Source organism: Sandaracinaceae bacterium (genome assembly GCA_020633055.1).
Taxonomy (GTDB): Bacteria; Myxococcota_A; Polyangia; order Polyangiales; family Houyiibacteriaceae; genus JADJJE01.
The window spans coordinates 128,175-145,375 of record JACKEJ010000005.1 but is presented as its reverse complement, the minus strand read 5'-3'; the positions used below and the strand labels follow the sequence as shown (position 1 = coordinate 145,375).

The 17,201-nt window shown below is 72.2% G+C and carries 9 protein-coding genes; 6 read left to right on the top strand and 3 right to left on the bottom strand.

Annotated elements, in window-relative coordinates; genetic code table 11:
* Positions 1-9: 9 nt before the first annotated feature.
* Entirely contained in the window at positions 10-1,074 is a 1,065-nt protein-coding gene (locus H6726_05465) for a DUF368 domain-containing protein (protein ID MCB9657083.1), read from the bottom strand.
* Positions 1,075-1,148: 74 nt separating this feature from the next.
* On the opposite strand from H6726_05465, the gene H6726_05460 reads away from it, so the two are divergent.
* Together H6726_05460 and H6726_05455 are read left to right on the top strand one after the other, a co-directional pair.
* Complete coding sequence (locus H6726_05460; protein ID MCB9657082.1) at positions 1,149-2,522, top strand: AarF/ABC1/UbiB kinase family protein; 1,374 nt, start codon at positions 1,149-1,151, stop codon at positions 2,520-2,522.
* A 2-nt stretch (positions 2,523-2,524) separates the two neighbouring features.
* Positions 2,525-3,124, top strand: coding sequence for an FxsA family protein (locus H6726_05455; GenBank protein ID MCB9657081.1), 600 nt, complete (start codon positions 2,525-2,527; stop codon positions 3,122-3,124).
* Between the two features lie 43 nt (positions 3,125-3,167).
* On the opposite strand, the gene H6726_05450 is transcribed toward H6726_05455, so the two are convergent.
* Entirely contained in the window at positions 3,168-6,473 is a 3,306-nt protein-coding gene (locus tag H6726_05450) for a hypothetical protein (protein ID MCB9657080.1), read from the bottom strand.
* 202 nt (positions 6,474-6,675) lie between these two features.
* Here H6726_05450 and H6726_05445 point away from each other — a divergent pair, with 202 nt between their 5' ends.
* The 4 genes from H6726_05445 to H6726_05430 all read left to right on the top strand — a co-directional run bounded on the left by H6726_05445 (position 6,676) and on the right by H6726_05430 (position 15,321).
* Positions 6,676-7,677 carry an FKBP-type peptidyl-prolyl cis-trans isomerase gene (locus tag H6726_05445; protein MCB9657079.1) on the top strand — a complete coding sequence of 334 codons (1,002 nt, stop codon included), beginning with the start codon at positions 6,676-6,678 and terminating at the stop codon, positions 7,675-7,677.
* A gap of 12 nt (positions 7,678-7,689) precedes the next feature.
* Positions 7,690-9,363, top strand: coding sequence for an energy-dependent translational throttle protein EttA (gene ettA / locus H6726_05440; protein ID MCB9657078.1), 1,674 nt, complete (start codon positions 7,690-7,692; stop codon positions 9,361-9,363).
* A 36-nt stretch (positions 9,364-9,399) separates the two neighbouring features.
* Positions 9,400-11,934, top strand: a complete 2,535-nt coding sequence (gene hrpB / locus H6726_05435; protein MCB9657077.1) for an ATP-dependent helicase HrpB — start codon at positions 9,400-9,402, stop codon at positions 11,932-11,934.
* A 63-nt stretch (positions 11,935-11,997) separates the two neighbouring features.
* On the top strand, positions 11,998-15,321 hold the full coding sequence (locus H6726_05430; protein MCB9657076.1) for a hypothetical protein: 3,324 nt from the start codon (positions 11,998-12,000) through the stop codon (positions 15,319-15,321).
* 43 nt (positions 15,322-15,364) lie between these two features.
* Here the strand turns inward: H6726_05430 and H6726_05425 are convergent, their stop codons facing one another.
* Positions 15,365-17,173 carry a serine/threonine protein kinase gene (locus H6726_05425; GenBank protein ID MCB9657075.1) on the bottom strand — a complete coding sequence of 603 codons (1,809 nt, stop codon included), beginning with the start codon at positions 17,171-17,173 and terminating at the stop codon, positions 15,365-15,367.
* Positions 17,174-17,201 lie beyond the last annotated feature (28 nt).

The following is a 17,201-nucleotide window of genomic DNA, read 5'->3' as shown; positions in this document are numbered from 1 at the left end:
GTCGCGGCGTCAGCGCTCTTGGGTCGTCTCGTGGTCGATGGCCAGCTCGCTGGGCTCGCGGTTCGAGTATTTGGCGAGCAGCGCGGTGAGCAGGAAGCCGAGCGTCGCGATGCCCACCGCCCCGGCGGCCTGCAGCAACGTGGGCTCGAAGGCGCGCGTGGGCCACTTGTGCGCGGGCAGCTCCGCGAGGCGCTCGGCCGTCAGGCGAGCCCCGCTCACCACATCCCCGACCGCGGGGCGATAGAACTCCCGGAACGGCCAGAGACCCAGCACGCTCCCGCACAGGAAGCCCAGCAACGCACCCAGCGTCGGCTTCTCGTGCTTCTCGAGCAACCGCTCGATCAGGTTGCTCACCACCAGCACGCCCAGCACCACCCCCAGTCCCACGGGCAGGACGACCCCGACCAGCGCCTCCTTCGCGGCCATCGGGGTACCCGCCCGGACGGCGTCGGTGCAGGTGGCGATCGCGTCCAGGACGGGCAGGTACGCGCCCATCAACACGAGCAGGTAGCCGCCGCTGATGCCTGGGAGGATCATGGCGCTCGCACCGAGCAGGCCGGCCACGAACATCACCCCGAAGCCCGACGCGGACCCCGTCTCGCCGTCCGAGAGGCCAGCGAGCACCACCATGAGCACGAACGCGGGCAGGGCGCCCGCGAAGACCCGACCGTCGGCGGGGCGCGCGAGGCCCCACACCACCGGCACGCCCCCCAGCGTCAGCCCGATGAACAGGCTGTACATCGCCCAGCGATACTCGACCGTGGCGCCCTTGATGACGTCCGCCAGCACCGCGATGGCGACCCCCGCGCAGAGCGCCACCAGGCCCAGCACGAACAGCGAGCGCTTCCGGAACTTGAAGCGGCTGAGCTCGGCGACGGCCTGGACGAAGCGCGGGTAGACGCCGCTCGCGAGCAACATCGTCCCCCCGCTGACCCCCGGCACCAGGTTCGCGATGCCCATCATGACGCCCCCCACGATGCAGCGCAGCGTGAGCAACGGCCAGGGCCCGTAACCGTAGATGGCGCCTTCCTTTTCCTCGGGCGCGAGGATCTCGTCGTGCTTGGGCTCGGTCATCACGGGCATGATGCGCGCACCGGCCCCCACGCGTCCAGGTAGACGAGTGGCCAGTACCGCACTACATGCAGCCCATGCGCTTCCTGTCCCTGGTCGTCCGGACCTTTGCCATCCTCGCCGTCCTCACCGGGGCCATGTTCCGCTACCTGGGTCGGCGGCTGGTGTCGGGACGCATGGACGCGGACGCCCGGGACCACCTGCGCGGTCAGGTGTTGGTGAGCGCGCTCGACCGGCTCGGCGCCACCTACGTGAAGCTCGGGCAGATCCTCAGCACGCGGCCGGACATCATCCCGGAGGGCATCGTGCGCGAGCTCGAGACCCTGCAGGACAACGTGCGGCCCATCCCGTTCGCGCAGGTGCAGCACGTCATCGACCAGGACCTGCCGCCTGCCGCGCGCGCCCGCATCGTCAGCATCGATCCCGTGCCGGTGGCGGCGGCGTCCGTCGCCCAAGTTCACAAAGGCGTGCTCGACGACGGCCAGGTGGTGGCCATCAAGGTGCAGCGACCGCTCGCCGCGCCGCAGATCGAGCGCGACCTCGTGTTGATGGACCTCGGGGCGCGCGTGCTCGAGTGGATCCCCTCGCTCAAGCTGCTGTCGCTGCGGGGCTCGGTCGCGCAGTTCGCCGAGGCCATGCACCGGCAGGTGGACTTCGAGAAGGAGGCCAGCAACAACCGCCGCTTCGCCGCGAACTTCGCGGACGTCGACGGCGTGGGCGTTCCCGCGCTGGTCGAAGACCTCTGCTCCCGTCGCGTGCTCACGATGGCGTTCGTCGATGGCGTGCGCGCGACCGAGCCGGAGAAGGTCGGCGGCGACCGCAAGCTGCTCGCCCGGCGGGGCGCAGGGGCCATCCAGCAGATGGTGTTCAAGGACGGCTTCGTGCACGCGGACCTGCACCCGGGGAACATCCTGCTCACGGACGCTGGCGAGGTGGTCCTGATCGATCTCGGCCTCACCGCGGAGATCCCGAAGGACCTGATGCGCCCGTTCATCGAGACGTTCCACGCCTTGAGCCAGAAGGACGGCAAGGCAGCCGCACGCCTGTTCTACGTGTACGCGCCGACCGTGGGCACCAAGGACTACGCGCAGTACGAGCGGGAGGTGACCGAGTACTTCGACACGTTCTACGGCAAGCCGCTGGGCGAGCTGGAGGCCAGCGAGGTGGTGACGGGCATCATGAACATCCTGCGCCGGCACAAGGTGCAGATCGATCCCAGCTTCACCGTCGTGCACATCGCCATGTTGGTGGCCGAGGGCCTCGGCAAGCAGCTCGATCCCGACATCGACCTGATCGAGTTCGCCACGCCGATGCTGCTCGAGGTCGTCGTCACCGCACCGCCAGGGAGGGCGCCGGAGCGTGAGGTCCCGGGCGCCGCCGAGGCTGCCCGCGCTGCGCGTGAGGCCAAGGCCGCGAGGCGCGCTGCGCGTCGCTCCGCCCAGGCGGAGTAGCCGTGGGCAAGCTGCTGCTGCTCTTCACCGTGGTGCCGCTGATCGAGCTGTACCTGCTGCTGTATCTCGGACGCGTGCTGGGCTTCTGGTCCACGGTCGCCATCGTCTTCGTCACGGGCGTCGCTGGCGCGACGCTGGCCAAGCGGCAGGGCGCGCGTGTGCTCGCCAACTGGCGCGAGTCGCTGGCCTCGGGGACCATGCCCGAAGAGGGGGTCCTAGGCGGGGTGCTGGTGCTCGTCGGAGGCGTGCTCCTCGTGACGCCAGGCGTCTTCACGGACCTGGTCGGGCTGTCCCTCTTGGTCCCCGTCACGCGCGCGCTGTGGGCACGTGCGGTGCGCGCCTGGTTGGAGCGCCGCATTCAGCAGGGCGACGTGACCGTCATGACCATGGGGTCGATGTCTGGGTTCGGGGTGGACCCACGCGCTGCGGGTCCCAGGCGTCCACGCGAGCGGGGCTCCTCTGGCTACACGGGGCGCCCGGGACGGAACCCAGGACCGGGCCCATCCGTGGTGATCGACGTGGAGGGCTACGAAGTCCCGTCGGACCGTGATGGCAGCGGTGAGCCGCGGCTCCACACGACCGACGACGACCAACCATCGTAGTGCGCGTCAGCGCGGGGCGCGATGGCTCCCCGTCCGGCTCGTCTCACTCGTCCAGCGCGTCTTGCGCGCGGCGGATGCGCTCGCTCGGCGCGCGGTCGCGCGGGGCCACCGCCTGTGCGTCTTCCCATGTCGACACGGCGCGCTCGAGCTGCCCCATGAGGAGCAGCGCGTCGCCCATGAGCAGGCGCCCGTCGATGCCGTCCCGCTCGAGGTCCCGTCCGCGCTCGGCCCAGCGCAGCGCGTCTTGGCCCTGCTCCGCCTCGAGGTACGTCCGTGCGATCCCGAGCGCCGCGTCGCTGCTCCGCGGCTTGAGGTGTAGCGCGAACTGGTAGGCGGCGAGGGCGTCACCGAGGTCTCCCCGTGAGCGCGCGCGCGCCCCCCGGGAGAGGGCCGCTCGGTAGCGCTCCACGGTCGCGGCAGCGCCAGCGTGTTCGTCTGGCATGGGCCCCGGGTCGATCGAGGGGAGCCGCGGCGCCGTGTCGGCCGCCACCGCTTGGGGGCTGGGCGCCGTGCCCGTGGTGGACGTGGCGTCTTGCGCGGGCGCCATCGTCGGGGCGGGCGTCGTCGGCGGGGAGGCCTGCGCCGCCTGTTGCGCTGCCGGGGGCGTCGCCGGTGGGGGCGCATCGGACGTCTCCGCGGGGCTGGCGGTCTCGTCTGCGGCGGCGCGCGGGGTGTCGCGCGTGGCGAGGGTGAACACCAACCCGAAGCCGGCCAGACCCGCGATGACCACGCAGAGCCCGATCACGACGTGCATCGGAGAGACCCCCTGCGTCCACGACGTCGGCACGGAATGGCTCGCGAGCGACGTGGGGGTGTGCGGCGTGAGCGCGTCGTGCGCGGCCGAGGGCGCCGACACTGCAGCCACGACGGGCACCGGGATGGCCGGGGGCGAGACGGACGGTGGCGCCTCGCCCCCGTCTGCGGGAGCGGTGGCCGCCCGCGGAGATGGCGGCGCGACGGGCGGGGGGACGACAGGCTGGCCGGTGGTGGGCGCGCTGTCGGACGTGAGCGCTACGTCGGGGTCGGCGACGTCCGACGCGACGGGGGACGGCGCCGGCGGACGGCCCGTGAGGCCGGCCGTCGGGACGGGCTGCGCCGCCACTGGCGGACCGGGAGGGCGATGGGTCGCGCCGGCGTCGGGGAGGGGCCCCGTGCCCGTGGGTGCGGCGGGCGGTCGGCGGGTGACACCGGTCGTCGGCGGGGGAAGCGCCTTCGCCGGAGGGCCGGGCGGGCGCTGGGTGGGGGCGTCCACGGGCGGACGCGCGGGCGGGCGGGGCGCGGCGGGCAGACCCGACTTGGCCACGATGGATGACGGTGGTGGCGCGTGCGACTTGGCGCCTGCGGGTGGTGGGGGAGGCGGGAGCGACTTGGCGGCTGTCGAGGGGGGCGGCGGGAGCGACTTGGCGGCCGTCGCGGGCGGCGGCGGGACCGACTTGGCAGCCGCAGCTGGCGCTGGGGGCGCGAGCGACGCCTTGCCCAAGGTCGCCGTCTTCGGCACCGCTTGCGGCCGCGCGGCGGGTGGCACGGGGCGCGCAGAGGCGGCGGACGGGCCGGGTCCGCTGCGGGCTCCCGTCGCCGTCGACGCAGGACGCGCAGGCGCCGCCAAAGGCCGCGTGGGGTTCGCGCCTCCTGCGCGTGGTGGGGGGGGCGCGGTCGGTGGGATGGCGGTGTGGGCGGTCGCGGTGGCCCCGCGTGGTCGTCCGGCGGGTGGGGCGCCCGCGGGTCTCGTCGCGGGCGGCCTGACCGCTGCGCCGGCGGCCTTCGGTGCAGCCGGTGCCGGGCGTGGGACGGGTGGCGGCAGGCTGCTGGCTCGCGCGCTGTTCAGCTCGCCCACCAGGTCCTCCAGCTCGCCCACCAGGGCGGCCGTCTCCGTGCTCGGGAGCGGCATGCGGGGGCGCCCCATGGAGGAGCGGTCCCGCTTGTCCATGGCTGGCGGTGGCGCCGATGGACTGCGCGTGACGCGCAGCGGGCCGCCCTCGGCGTGTGCGGCCCGGACCGCCTCGTCCAGCGGCATCAGCATGTTCGCCAGCGCGGGCCGTGCCGCCGGGGTGGCCCGCAGCCGCCCCGAGCCAGCCACCAGCAGACATGCGAGCGCCGCGGCACCCTCCAGGGCTGGGCTGTCGCCCAGCTGCGCGCTGGCGCCCGCGACCAGACCCTCGGCCAACGCCAGCGTCACGGTCGCACCGCCCCGCGGCTTGGCGCGCACGTTCCATGCGCCGTCGCTCGTGAGCAGCGCGCGCAGGACGCGCGTCGGGCCCACGGTCTCGATGCGCGCCACGAACTCCTGACGCGCAGCCGCACGGGCGCGCAGGGCGCCCTCGCTGTCACTCAAGCGGGCGATGTTCGCCGCGAGGCGCTCGATGCGCGGTGGCCCGTCACTCGGGAGCAGCTCGTTGCTGTCCATCACCACCAGCGACGCCCAGCGCAGCTGTGGGTCGCTGCGCAGCTTGGCGACCGCTTCGAAACCCCAGTGGTTCAGACCCTCCTCGTCGATCAGCGCCACCTCGGGGTCCAGGTCGCGCGCGCGATCCCAGCCGGACCCGTCGGCCGACACCACCACCACCAGCGCGTCACAGGCCCGTAGCTCCTGCGCCAGCGCGTCCGCGTGCGCCGGGTTGTTCGCGATCAACAGAAAGCGGCGCCCGCCGAGCGCCGCCCGGGCCGAGCCTTCGCTCGCGGTCTCGGCGTCGTCGAGCGTGAACAGGGGCGTCAAGGGCGCCTCGTGGAACGCGTACTGCAGGGGCTTGGCCTCTGCGATCAGCGGCCGCACGCGCTCGATGAACTGGCTGATGGCGGCCCGCATGGGCTGACCGGCGCGCACGACGAAGCGCTCCGCCCGCTGACCGTCGACCTGCGAGACGGAGAGGATGCCGCTCTGTAGCTCCCGTCCCAGGATCTGCACCAAGTCGTCCACGGAGGCTTCGGCGAGGTCTCCGGCCTCGGTGACCGTGGGATCCTCGTACAGCTGCTCGGCCAGCTGGACCATCTGACGCGCCATGCCGTCTGCGCTGGCTCCCCGGGGCAGGATGCTGACCATCCCGTACTCGGACGCGCGCAGCTTGGCGGCCAGGCTGTCGTCCGTCGCCAACAGCGCCACGGGGCTCCCTTCGGTGAGCGGGTGCTGCCGCAGCTCCCGCAGCAACCCGCCCGCTGTCTCGGTCTCGGTCGCCTGGCCCACCAACACCGTCAGATCGGGGACGTTGGCCAGCACGGCCGGCACCAGGGCGTCGGACTCTCCGGCCACGCTCACGTGAGCGCGTGGACGCAGCGCGGCCACGAGCGCGTCGAGCATGGCCTCGCCGTCGCCGAACAGCAGCAGGGTAGGACGGTCGTCGTCGAGCTGGGTCACGCGGTTCCTTCGGCGATGTTATCGATCCGCAAGGCAATTTGGAAAACACTTTGCCCCGCAAGTCGGCTCATCGCGCTCACCCCGACCCGCGCAAAGCGCGTGACCGCACGACCGCGCAGTCGGACGGGACCTCCAGAAAGGCGGAGCACCACCGCCGCTCGGCGTCTCGACATCGCCCGCCCGTTCGGGTACCAAGCGCCCCATGTCGTTCTCCGCTCGGACCTCCCCCACGCTCGCGCTCGGCGCGTTGCTCGTCGTCTTCTCCAGCGCCTGCCGCGCCAACCGCGACGGCCTCGGTGGTGAGGACACGCCACCCGCTCAGGCGCCGCGCGGCCCACGCGCCCAGACTCACGAGGATCCGCCAGGGACGAACACCGCTGGCAACGCCGGCGCCCAGGCGGGCGCGCACGGCGCCGCTGCCGGGGCCCACGGCGCGCAGCAGGCGGAGCCCCCCGCGGCCGAGCCTGCAGGCCTCCCCGCACCAGAGGACGTTGCCGCACCCCCGGCGGGCGCCGAGCGCACCGAGTCGGGGATCGCGTCGCGCGTGTTGCGACCGGGCACTGGCACCCAGCATCCGACCGCCCAAGACGTGGTCATCGTGCACTACAGCGGCTGGACGACCAACGGCGAGATGTTCGACTCGAGCGTGCAGCGCGGCGTGCCCATCTCGTTCCCGCTGCGCGGTGTGATCCCCGGCTGGACCGAGGGTCTGCAGCTGATGGTCGTGGGTGAGCAGCGCCGCATCTGGATCCCGGAGGAGCTGGCCTACCGCGGCATGCCCGGTCGCCCCGCCGGCATGCTGGTCTTCGACGTCGAGCTGCTCGGCATCGAGACCGTGCCCCCGGTCACGCCCGACAACGTGGCCGCCGCGCCGCGCAACGCCGAGCGCACCGAGAGCGGCATTGCGTCCGTCGTCTTGCAGCCGGGCACCGGGACCGAGCACCCGACCGCGACGAGCACCGTGTCGGTGCACTACAGCGGCTGGACCACGGACGGCCAGATGTTCGACTCGTCGCTGCGTCGCGGTCGTGAGGCCAGCTTCCCCCTGAACGGTGTCATCCCCGGCTGGACCGAGGGCGTGCAGCTCATGGTGCAGGGCGAGAAGCGCCGCTTCTGGATCCCGGGCAACCTGGCCTACGATGGCCAGCCGGGCCGCCCGCAGGGCACGCTCGTGTTCGACGTGACGCTCATCTCCATTCACTGACGAGTACCCGCCATGGCCGACTACATTTTCACGATGCAGGGGGTGACCAAGGTCCACCCCCCCGACAAGAAGGTCGTCGAGAACCTCTACCTGTCCTTCCTGCCCGGCGCGAAGATCGGCGTCATCGGCGTGAACGGTACGGGTAAGTCCACCGTGCTGCGCATCATGGCCGGCGTGGACACCAACTTCACGGGCGAGGCGTGGAAGCGCCCGGGCCTGAGCGTGGGCTACCTGGAGCAGGAGCCCGACCTGGGCGACGCGAAGACGGTGCTCGAGGCAGTGGAGCAGGGCGTCAAGCCCATCCGCGACCTCATGACCGAGTTCGAAGAGATCAGCATGAAGCTCGGCGAGCCCATGAGCGACGACGAGATGACCAAGCTGCTCGACAAGCAGGGGGCGCTCCAGGACAAGATCGACGCAGCGGACGGCTGGAACCTCGAGCACACGCTCGAGCTGGCCATGGACGCGCTGCGCCTGCCGCCTCCCGACGCGGACCCGAAGGTGCTGAGCGGCGGTGAGAAGCGCCGCGTGGCGCTGTGCCGCCTGCTGCTCGAGAAGCCCGACATGCTGCTGCTCGACGAGCCCACCAACCACTTGGACGCGGAGAGCGTGGCGTGGCTCCAGGGGCACCTGCAGCAGTACGCGGGCGCGGTCATCCTCGTCACGCACGACCGCTACTTCCTGGACAACGTGGTGGACTGGATCCTAGAGCTCGACCACGGCAAGGCCTTCCCCTTCCAAGGCAACTACTCCGAGTGGCTCGACAACAAGGAGAAGCGCCTCGAGAAGGAAGAGAAGGCGGACAGCGCGCGGCGCCGCAAGATCCAGCGCGAGCTGGAGTGGGTGCGCGCCTCGCCCAAGGCGCGCCAGGCCAAGAGCAAGGCGCGCGTGCAGGCGTTCGACACGCTGGTGGCCGAGGCCGGCCGCGACCAGCGCGACGCGAGCGAGATCAAGATCCCACCCGGGCCGCGCCTGGGCCGCAAGGTCATCGAGGTCAACGGCATCAAGAAGGCGTACGGCGACAAGCTGCTCTACGAAGACTTGAGCTTCTCGGTGCCGCCCGGCGCCATCCTCGGCATCGTCGGCGCCAACGGCGCGGGCAAGACGACGCTCTTCCGCATGTTGGTCGGCCAAGAGCAGCCCGACGCCGGCAACATCGAGGTGGGCGACACCGTCAAGCTCAGCTACGTCGACCAGAGCCGCGGCGACCTCAACGCCACGGCGTCGGTGTACGACGAGATCGCGGGCGGCTCCGAGGAGATCGACGTGGGTGGGCGCTCCGTGCGCGCGCGCCAGTACGTGAGCTGGTTCAACTTCAAGGGCAGCGACCAGCAGAAGAAGGTCGGCGCACTCTCGGGGGGTGAGCGCAACCGCGTGCACCTCGCCAAGCTGCTGCGCAGCGGCGGCAACGTGCTGCTGCTCGACGAGCCCACCAACGACATCGACGTCGAGACGCTGCAGTCGCTCGAGCAGGCGCTGCTCGAGTTCCCCGGTTGCTGCCTGATCGTCAGCCACGACCGCTGGTACCTCGACCGGCTCTGTACGCACATCCTCGGCTTCGAGGGGGACAGCCGCGTGGTCTTCTTCGAGGGGGGCTACTCGGACTACGCCGCGGACAAGAAGAAGCGCTTGGGCGACGACGCGGACATCCCCCGCCGCATCAAGTACCGCAAGCTCACGCGCTGACGGAGCGTGCCGGCGCCGACATCAGCGCGGGGCGCCATGGCGCTGCCGATCGACGACTTCCTGGCCTCCATCACCGCTGCGCTGGCGGACACCGGCGCGGTGGTGATCGTCGCCGAGCCGGGGGCAGGAAAGACCACACGCGTGCCGCGGGCGCTGCTGGAGGGGACGCGCGCCGACGACGGTGAGGTGTGGGTGCTCGAGCCCCGACGCTTGGCCGCGCGCATGGCCGCGGCCCGCGTGGCCGAAGAGCTGGGGGAGGCGCTCGGGGAGCGTGTCGGCGTCCAAGTGCGCTTCGAGACCGTGGCCTCCGCGCGCACCCGTCTGCGGTTCGTGACCGAGGGCGTGTTGCTGCGGCGGTTGTCCGAAGACCCCGCGCTGGACGGCATCGCGGCGGTGGTGTTCGACGAGTTCCACGAGCGCAGCGTCGCCTCCGACCTGGGCCTCGCGTTGGTCCAGCACGCGCGGCGCGGCGCTCGTCCGGACCTGCGGGTGGTGGTCATGAGCGCCACGCTCGATCCCGCGCCCGTCGCGGCCTTCCTCGCCGCCGGCGTCGTGCGCGTGCCCGGACGCGCCTTCCCGGTCGCGGTGCGCTTCGCCGACCGCGACGATCCGCGGCCTCTCGAAGAGCGCGTCGCGGCCGGGGTCCGCCGTGCCCTCGCGCAGTCCCCTGGGGACGTCCTGGTGTTTCTGCCAGGCGCCGCCGAGATCCGCCGCGCCGCGGAGCGCTGCGCCGAGGTGGTGCAGCACGTGGGGGCCGAGCTGGCGCTCCTGCATGGCGACCTGCCCGCGCGCGAGCAGGACCAAGCCGTGCGAGCGGGCGCGCGCCGCAAGGTCATCCTGTCCACCAACGTCGCCGAGAGCTCGGTCACCATCCCGACCGTCACCCACGTGCTCGACAGCGGGCTGGCGCGGGTGCTGCGCAGCACGCCCTGGACGGGGCTCAGCAGCCTGGTGACCGAGAGGGTCAGCCGGGCGCGGGCCGACCAGCGGGCCGGGCGAGCGGGGCGCGTGTCGGCGGGTACGTGCGAGCGCCTCTACACGCGGCACGACTACGACGCGCGCGACGCGCAGGACGCGCCCGAAGTGGCGCGGGCCGAGCTGGCCGAGGCGCTGCTGTTGCTCGTCACGCTCGGACACGACCCTCGGCGCTTCGCGTTCTTCGAGACGCCGCCGGAGGCCGCCCGCCGCGCGGCCCTCGAGCTACTGGCTCGTCTGGGCGCGCTCACGGTCGAGGCCGAGACGTGCGCGGCGACGCCCCTCGGACGGAAGCTCGCCGCCCTGCCGACGCACCCGCGCCTGGGGCGCCTGCTGGTGTCCGCGAACGAGCAGGGAGCCGGTGCGCGTGGGGCGCTCCTGGCGGCGCTCGTGGCGGAGCGGGACATCCGGCGGGGCGTGGGCGCCGCCCTCGGACGAGGTGGAGGGCGCGCACGCGAGCGCGTGGAGGACAGTGACCTGATCGATCAGCTCGAGGCGTTCGAGGAAGCGGAAGCGCACGGGTTCTCTGGCGCCGCGCTCCGGCGCCTCGAGCTCGACGGCGCCCAGCTGCAGACCGTGCGCAAGAGCCGCGACCAGCTCGCCCGCACGCTGCGCTTGCCGCGTTCGCCCGAGGCGCCGCTCGACGAAGAGCGCAGCGCACTCACGCGCGCCGTCCTGCTGGGCTTCCCTGACCGCGTGGGCAAGCGCCGGGAGCCCGGACGTCCTGCGGTGGTCTTCGCGGGGGGCGGCAGCGGCGAGCTCGCCCCCGAGAGCGTCGTGCGGGAGGCCACGTTCATGGTCTGCGTCGACGTCTGGCAGAAGGGGCCGCGCGCGGTCGTCGCGCGTGCCAGCGCCATCGACGCGGAGGACCTGCTCGACGCGTTCCCCGACCAGGTCGAGAGCTATGTACAGACGCGCTTCGACGCGCGCCTCGAGCAGGTAGAGCAGGTCAGCGGGCTGCGCTACGAGGGCCTGGTGTTGGACGAGAGCGTGCGGCGCGACGGTCAGGGGGAGGAGGTGGCCGACTGCCTCGCGCGGGCGGCAGTCTCGGCGGGGCTGCATCGCTTCGTCGACATGGACGAGCTGATGCTCTTCCAGCACCGCGTGGCTTTCGCGCGCAAGCACGGCGTGGACGCGCCTCCGGTGGATGACGAACGCGTCGTCGAGGCGCTCCGCCTGCTGTGTGCGGGGAGGCGCACCTTCGCGGACCTGAAGGGTCTTGCGCTGGTGCCGACGCTGTTGGGGATGCTCGAGCCGAAGGTGCAGCAGGCCCTCTTCGCCGTGGCCCCGGAGAGCGTGCCCTTGCCCGGTCGGGCCCGGGTCCCGCTGCACTACGAGGCCGAGCGCGACCCGTGGATCGAGTCCCGCATGCAGGACTTCTTCGGCCTCACCGAGGGGCCTCGCGTCGCGCGCGGTGAAGTGCCCTTGGTGCTGCACCTGCTCGCGCCCAACCGGAGGGCGGTACAGGTCACCACCGACCTCGCTGGTTTCTGGCAGCGCCACTATCCGCGCCTGGCCGCCGAGCTGCGCCGGCGCTACCCGCGACACCCCTTCCCCGAGGACCCCACGCAGCGGGTGCGCGCGGAGCCCCGCTGACGACTGGATGTCGGCGCTCCGAACGTTGACACTTTCCGTGCACAACGCGACCATGGGAGCCCCATGTCGGCCCTGACGTCGTTGCTCGTGCGGGACCGCGTCGTCCCCCTGAAGAAAATCGAGGAGGCCATCCAGCGCCAGGTCATCTCGGGTGGCGCGCTCGACACGGTCCTGCTCGAGGTCGGCGCCACACGCGAGAACGTGCTCGCGTCGTACTGTGCCGCCGTGTTCGAGCTGCAAGCGGTGGCGGCAGGCGACCTGATGAACGTCACGCGCGAGGTCGTGCGTCTGGTGCCGCGTGAGGTGGCGGAGCAACACCGCGTGGTCCCCATCGAGTCGCACGCAGGCCGCGTTGTCCTCGCGGTTCACGAGCCGCTGGCCCGCGACGTGGAGCAGCAGCTCGCGTTTCTGCTGGGCGCCAGCATCGAGCAGCGCGTCACCACGCAGGCCCGCCTGGAGGCGGCGCTGGGAGCTCACTACGGCGTCGAGCTCTCCCCGCGGCTGAAGCGCCTGGGGCGCAAGCTCGCGGACGCACCGGCGGGCGACTTGGTGGATGTGGCTCCGCTGGACGACAACCGTCGCACGGTCCCGGACGACCTCGCGCCCGAGGCGATCGCCGAGGCGGACCAGCGCCCGGAGGCCACGTACGCCGCGCGCACGGGCAGCACCGCCAAGTACGGGCAGGTGCCCGAGGCCCCTCGGCGGAACTCGGCGGTGGCCGTGAACGTCGCCAGGGTGGTCGGCGCGGACGCGCTCGAGCGCAAGAGCTTCACCGCCGACGCGCCCACCCCCGAGCTCGCGGAGCCTGGCTCGGACGTGACGACGCCGCGTGTGACCAACGTCCCCGAGACGTTCGAGCGTGCTTCGCGCGTGACCCTGACGGACCTCGCCGCGCAGGCCAAGCCCAACGCGCAAGCGTCGCGCGAGCCCGAGGCCAGCTCCTCCACCGAAGCAGCCTCGCCCCGCATGGAGCGCCCGCCGCGGACCGAGCTGCTCAGCCGCATCCGCGGGCCGTTCACGGCGCGACTGGCCGTGGAGCTGTTGGAGCAAGCGGGCGACCGCGAGGAGGTGCTCCAGGTGGCGCTGGCGTTCGTGCGTCAGTTCTTCGACTGCGCGGTGCTGTTCCTGGTGCAGGACGACATCGCCGAAGGGCTCGACGTGGAGGGCGCGGGTCCAGACTACGCGACCGTGCGTCGCACGACGGTCTCGGTGGAGGACGCGGGCATCCTCAGCGACGCGTTTCGCACGGCGCAGCCCAGGATGGGCGACCTGGAGTCGGGCACGCGGGCGGACCAGTCATTGGCCAAGGCGCTCGGTCGCGACACCGCGCAACCGTGCGTGGTCGCGCCCGTTGCGATCCGGCAGCGCGTTGTCTTGCTGTTCTACGGCGACCGCGGCGGCGAGGACTTCGGCATCTCGGATGTCCCCGAGTTCGTGGCCTTCATGCCGCGCATCAGCGAGGCGTTCCAGCGCCTCATCCTGCGCCGCAAGATGGGCAAAGCGGCCCCCGCGGAGGAGCCCGACGACGCCAAGGGCAGCACCGCCAAGCGCTGGCAGGGGGGGCGCCGGAACTGGGTCGCCGAGGTCTCGCACACTCCGCGAGGGCGCGCGCCCAAGCGGCGGACGCAGGCCATGGACGTGCTGGGGGTGCCCCGCACAGCGCCCCCGCCGCCGTCCCCAGTGGCGAACGCCGCGGGCGCGCACGCGGTCCCACCGCAGGACGCTCCAGGCGTGCCCGAGGCCCCAGAGGACCCCGAGCCGGCGTATCTCGGTGTTCCCGAGGTCGCGCCGGGTTCCGAGGATGATGTGGGCCACGCGCAGCCCGCGGAGCGGACCGCCGGAGAGTCCCTCGTGGCGTCTCCCTCCTCGGGGTCGACGCTCCTGGATGGGGCCGAGGCGGCGTTGGACGAGGGGTCCTCGTCCAGCGACCCAGAGGGAGTCGAGTCGAGCCCCGCGCCGACCGAAGACGAGCCCGACCTCACGGCCATCCCGCTCACCAACCTGCGCCCGACCGAGCCGGCGCTCGCCCTCGACCCGGACGAGGTGGTCTCCGCCGACGCCCTGAGGAAACGCGGTGGTGTCACGGTGCAGCCCGCGATCCGCGTCGTCGACAGCGAGCGCGCCCGCGCGACCGCGCGCGCGATCGCCGAGCAGATGGTCACGGGGAGCGTCGGCTCGACGCCGCCACCCGAGGCGCCGGTCCGCGCGGTCGCCAGCGTCCGCCCCGCCGGTGGTGTCTACTCGATGAAGGGCACGACGGACGTCGTCGCGACCTCGCGCTCCTCTCGTCCGCCACCGCCCCGCGAGCGGGACGCTGTACGCGCCGAGAGCCCCAACACGTCGGAGCGGGAACCCACCCGGCCTGCGATCGCGCCTCTCGACGACGACGATGACGAGCCCGAGCTGACCGTCACCGAGGCGGCCGTGCACTCCTCCGCGGGGTCCCACAGCGCCAACGCGCGCGTCGTGGTGGACCCCGGCATGCCTTCCGTGATCCTGGACCTGGGCGACGGCGTGGAGAACGCCGTGCAGCAGCTGCTTCACGCGGGACCCGAGGACACGTTCGCCGTCCAGGCCGCGTTGCGGGCAGGTGAGGGAATCCTCCCCGCGCTGGTGCGCGAGTTTCCGGGACCGCTCTGGTTCGACCGCCATGCGCCGCACCAGCGTTTGCCGCGCGGACGGGACGTGTCTGCGGTCGCGCGCGCCATGGTGGCCTTCGGGGACGTGGCGGTACCTTACGTCGCGGCCCTGCTGGACCGTGAGGATCCGGACGTGCGCTTCTACGCCACGCTGCTGTCCGCGGAGCTCGTACACCGCGACCTCGTGGGGCCGCTGGGGCGGCGTGTGTTCGACGTGGACTCGGGCACGCGCGCGCTCGCGCTCGACGTCCTCCGGCCGCTGCGTCGCTTCCCGCGCGAGTTCGGGCGCGTGATCGACCGCGTGCGCGCCAGCGCGCGTATCCCTGCGAGGCCGCTCCCCATTCGGTTGGCGGCCCTCAAGGCGCTCGGGCACCTCCGCGACGACGGCGCTCTCAACCTGCTCAGCCGCGTGTTGGACGTGGACGAGCCCAAGCTGCGAGAGGCCGCGCACCAGAGCCTGGTGCTCATCACACGCCAGGACTTCGGCAAGGCTCGTGATGCCTGGGAGGACTGGATCGCGGAGCACAGCGGCGAGCACCGCATCGAGTGGCTGATCGACGCCCTGATGAACGACGACGCGAAGCTCAGGCGACTGGCCGGCGACGAGCTGAAACACCTGACCCAGGCCTATTACGGCTATCAGCACGCCCTCCCCAAGCGGGACCGCGAAGTGGCCCAGCGCAAGTACCGCAAGTGGTGGGACACCGAGGGGCGCGCGTTGTTCGGCGCGGTCCCGCAGCGCTCCTGACCGCGGGCGTCGGTCATCCGGGCGCGCGGCGCGCCTGGTCCCTTCAGCCCAGCCAGGTGAGATCGAAGCGCGTGTCGTCGTCGCCCAATGCGCGACACTGCGTCATGGTCACCTCGGCCTCCTCCGCCCCCGCGTGAGTGAGCAGCTTCTCGAGCAGGCCCAAGGTGCACACGCCGCCCGTCAACGTGGACTGCCCCTGTTCGTCGAGTGACAGCTGCGCGTAGCCGCGACCCACCCGGCTCACACGGAAGCTCACGCCACGGATGCGCGTCGCGGCGAGCTTGGGGAAATTCGTGATCAGGAGCTCCGGGGGGGCGCTGCCCAGCTCCGCGCTGACCTGGGGTGCGAGCGCGTCTGCCATCTCGCGGCCACACTCCACGACCAGGTGCAGGTCGTCGCGGCCCATCGTGGCGTCGATGCGCTCCAGCAGCTCCAGCACGGCGTCGTACGGCACCATGTCGTGCTCGGCGACGCCGGCCGCGAAGAGGTCGCGCGTGAGGGGCGGGAGGTACGTGAGCAGGTCACGCAGCGCCAGCTGCCCGAAGCGGTCTCCTACGTACCGCAACACGGCGAGCACCATGCGCCCCTCGAACGCCCGCATGACCAACACGGGCACGGCGTCCACGTGTGTGTCGCGCAGCGGGACGTCTGGTGCAGGCGCGCGTTCCGTCTGACGTGCGCCTTCGTCCGCGTCGCCGAGCCCCGGGGCCGTGTCGAACGAGACGTCGATCTCGAGGCTCTGGCTCTTGGCCTGGGCGCCAGTGTCCATGCGGTCACTGCCGCGGCTCACGCTGCTCTCGCGGGCCTCGCCTCCTGGCGCTTGCGTCCAGTCGCCCGTGTCGGAGCGCTTCACGCGGTCGCGGTGCTCGGTCTCGCGCGCGCGGAGCCGCAGCAGGTCCATGGTGAAGCTGTCGGATGGTTGGTCGGCGCGGAGCACCTGCTTCCCACCGAACGGGACGAGCGCCTCCGCGAACTCCTCCGCGCTGCTCCAGCGGTCCTCGCGCTCCTTGCCGAGCGCCTTCAGCACGATACGCTCGAGCACCTCGGGCATGTCGGGGCGCAGGTAGCGCAGGGGCGGTGGGGGGTCGTGGCGGACCTTGTGCGACAGCTCCTGGAAGGTCGCCCCGTCGAACGGGCGGCGCCCCGCGAGCATCTCGTACAGAGCGACGCCCATCGAGTACACGTCCATCCGGGGGTCGGGTTTGTCGTCCCCGCGCAGCCGCTCGGGCGCGGCATAGGCTGGCGTTCCCACCAGCGTGCGCGCAGGGGTGAGCGTCCGCGCGTCGTCGATCGAGCGAGGTCCGATCAGCGTGGCGAAGCCGAAGTCGCAGACCTTCACGAAGTCCGGGTCGCCGAACTGCGCGATCAGCATCAGGTTCGCCGGCTTCAGGTCGCGATGCAGGATGCCGCGGTGATGCGCCGCCGCGAGACCTGCCAGGCTGTGTGTGGCGATCGCGCACGCCCGCTCCACGCTGAAGCGACCGTCGTGCGCGATCGCGTGAGACAGGCTGCGTCCACGCAGGTACTCCATCACCAGGAACGGCTGACCGCGCTCTTCGCCGAAGTCCAACACGTCGGTGACGTTCGGATGCCCGATTCCTGCGGCGGCGCGGGCCTCCCGAAGGAATCGCTCCACGGCCTCGGGCTTGCGCGCCGTCGTCGGGTGCAGGAGCTTGATGGCCACGAAGCGGCGCAGGAGTTGGTCTGCGGCCTTGTACACCGCGCCCACCCCCCCGTCGCCGATGAGCCGCACCAGGTGGTAGCGCTCCTTGATGACAGACCCGACCAGGGCTCCGCTGGTCAGGGAGGCAGGCGAGGGCCGTGGGGCTTCGCCGCTCGACGGGGGCGTCATGCGGCCGAGTCTCTCTTACCGACGCGCG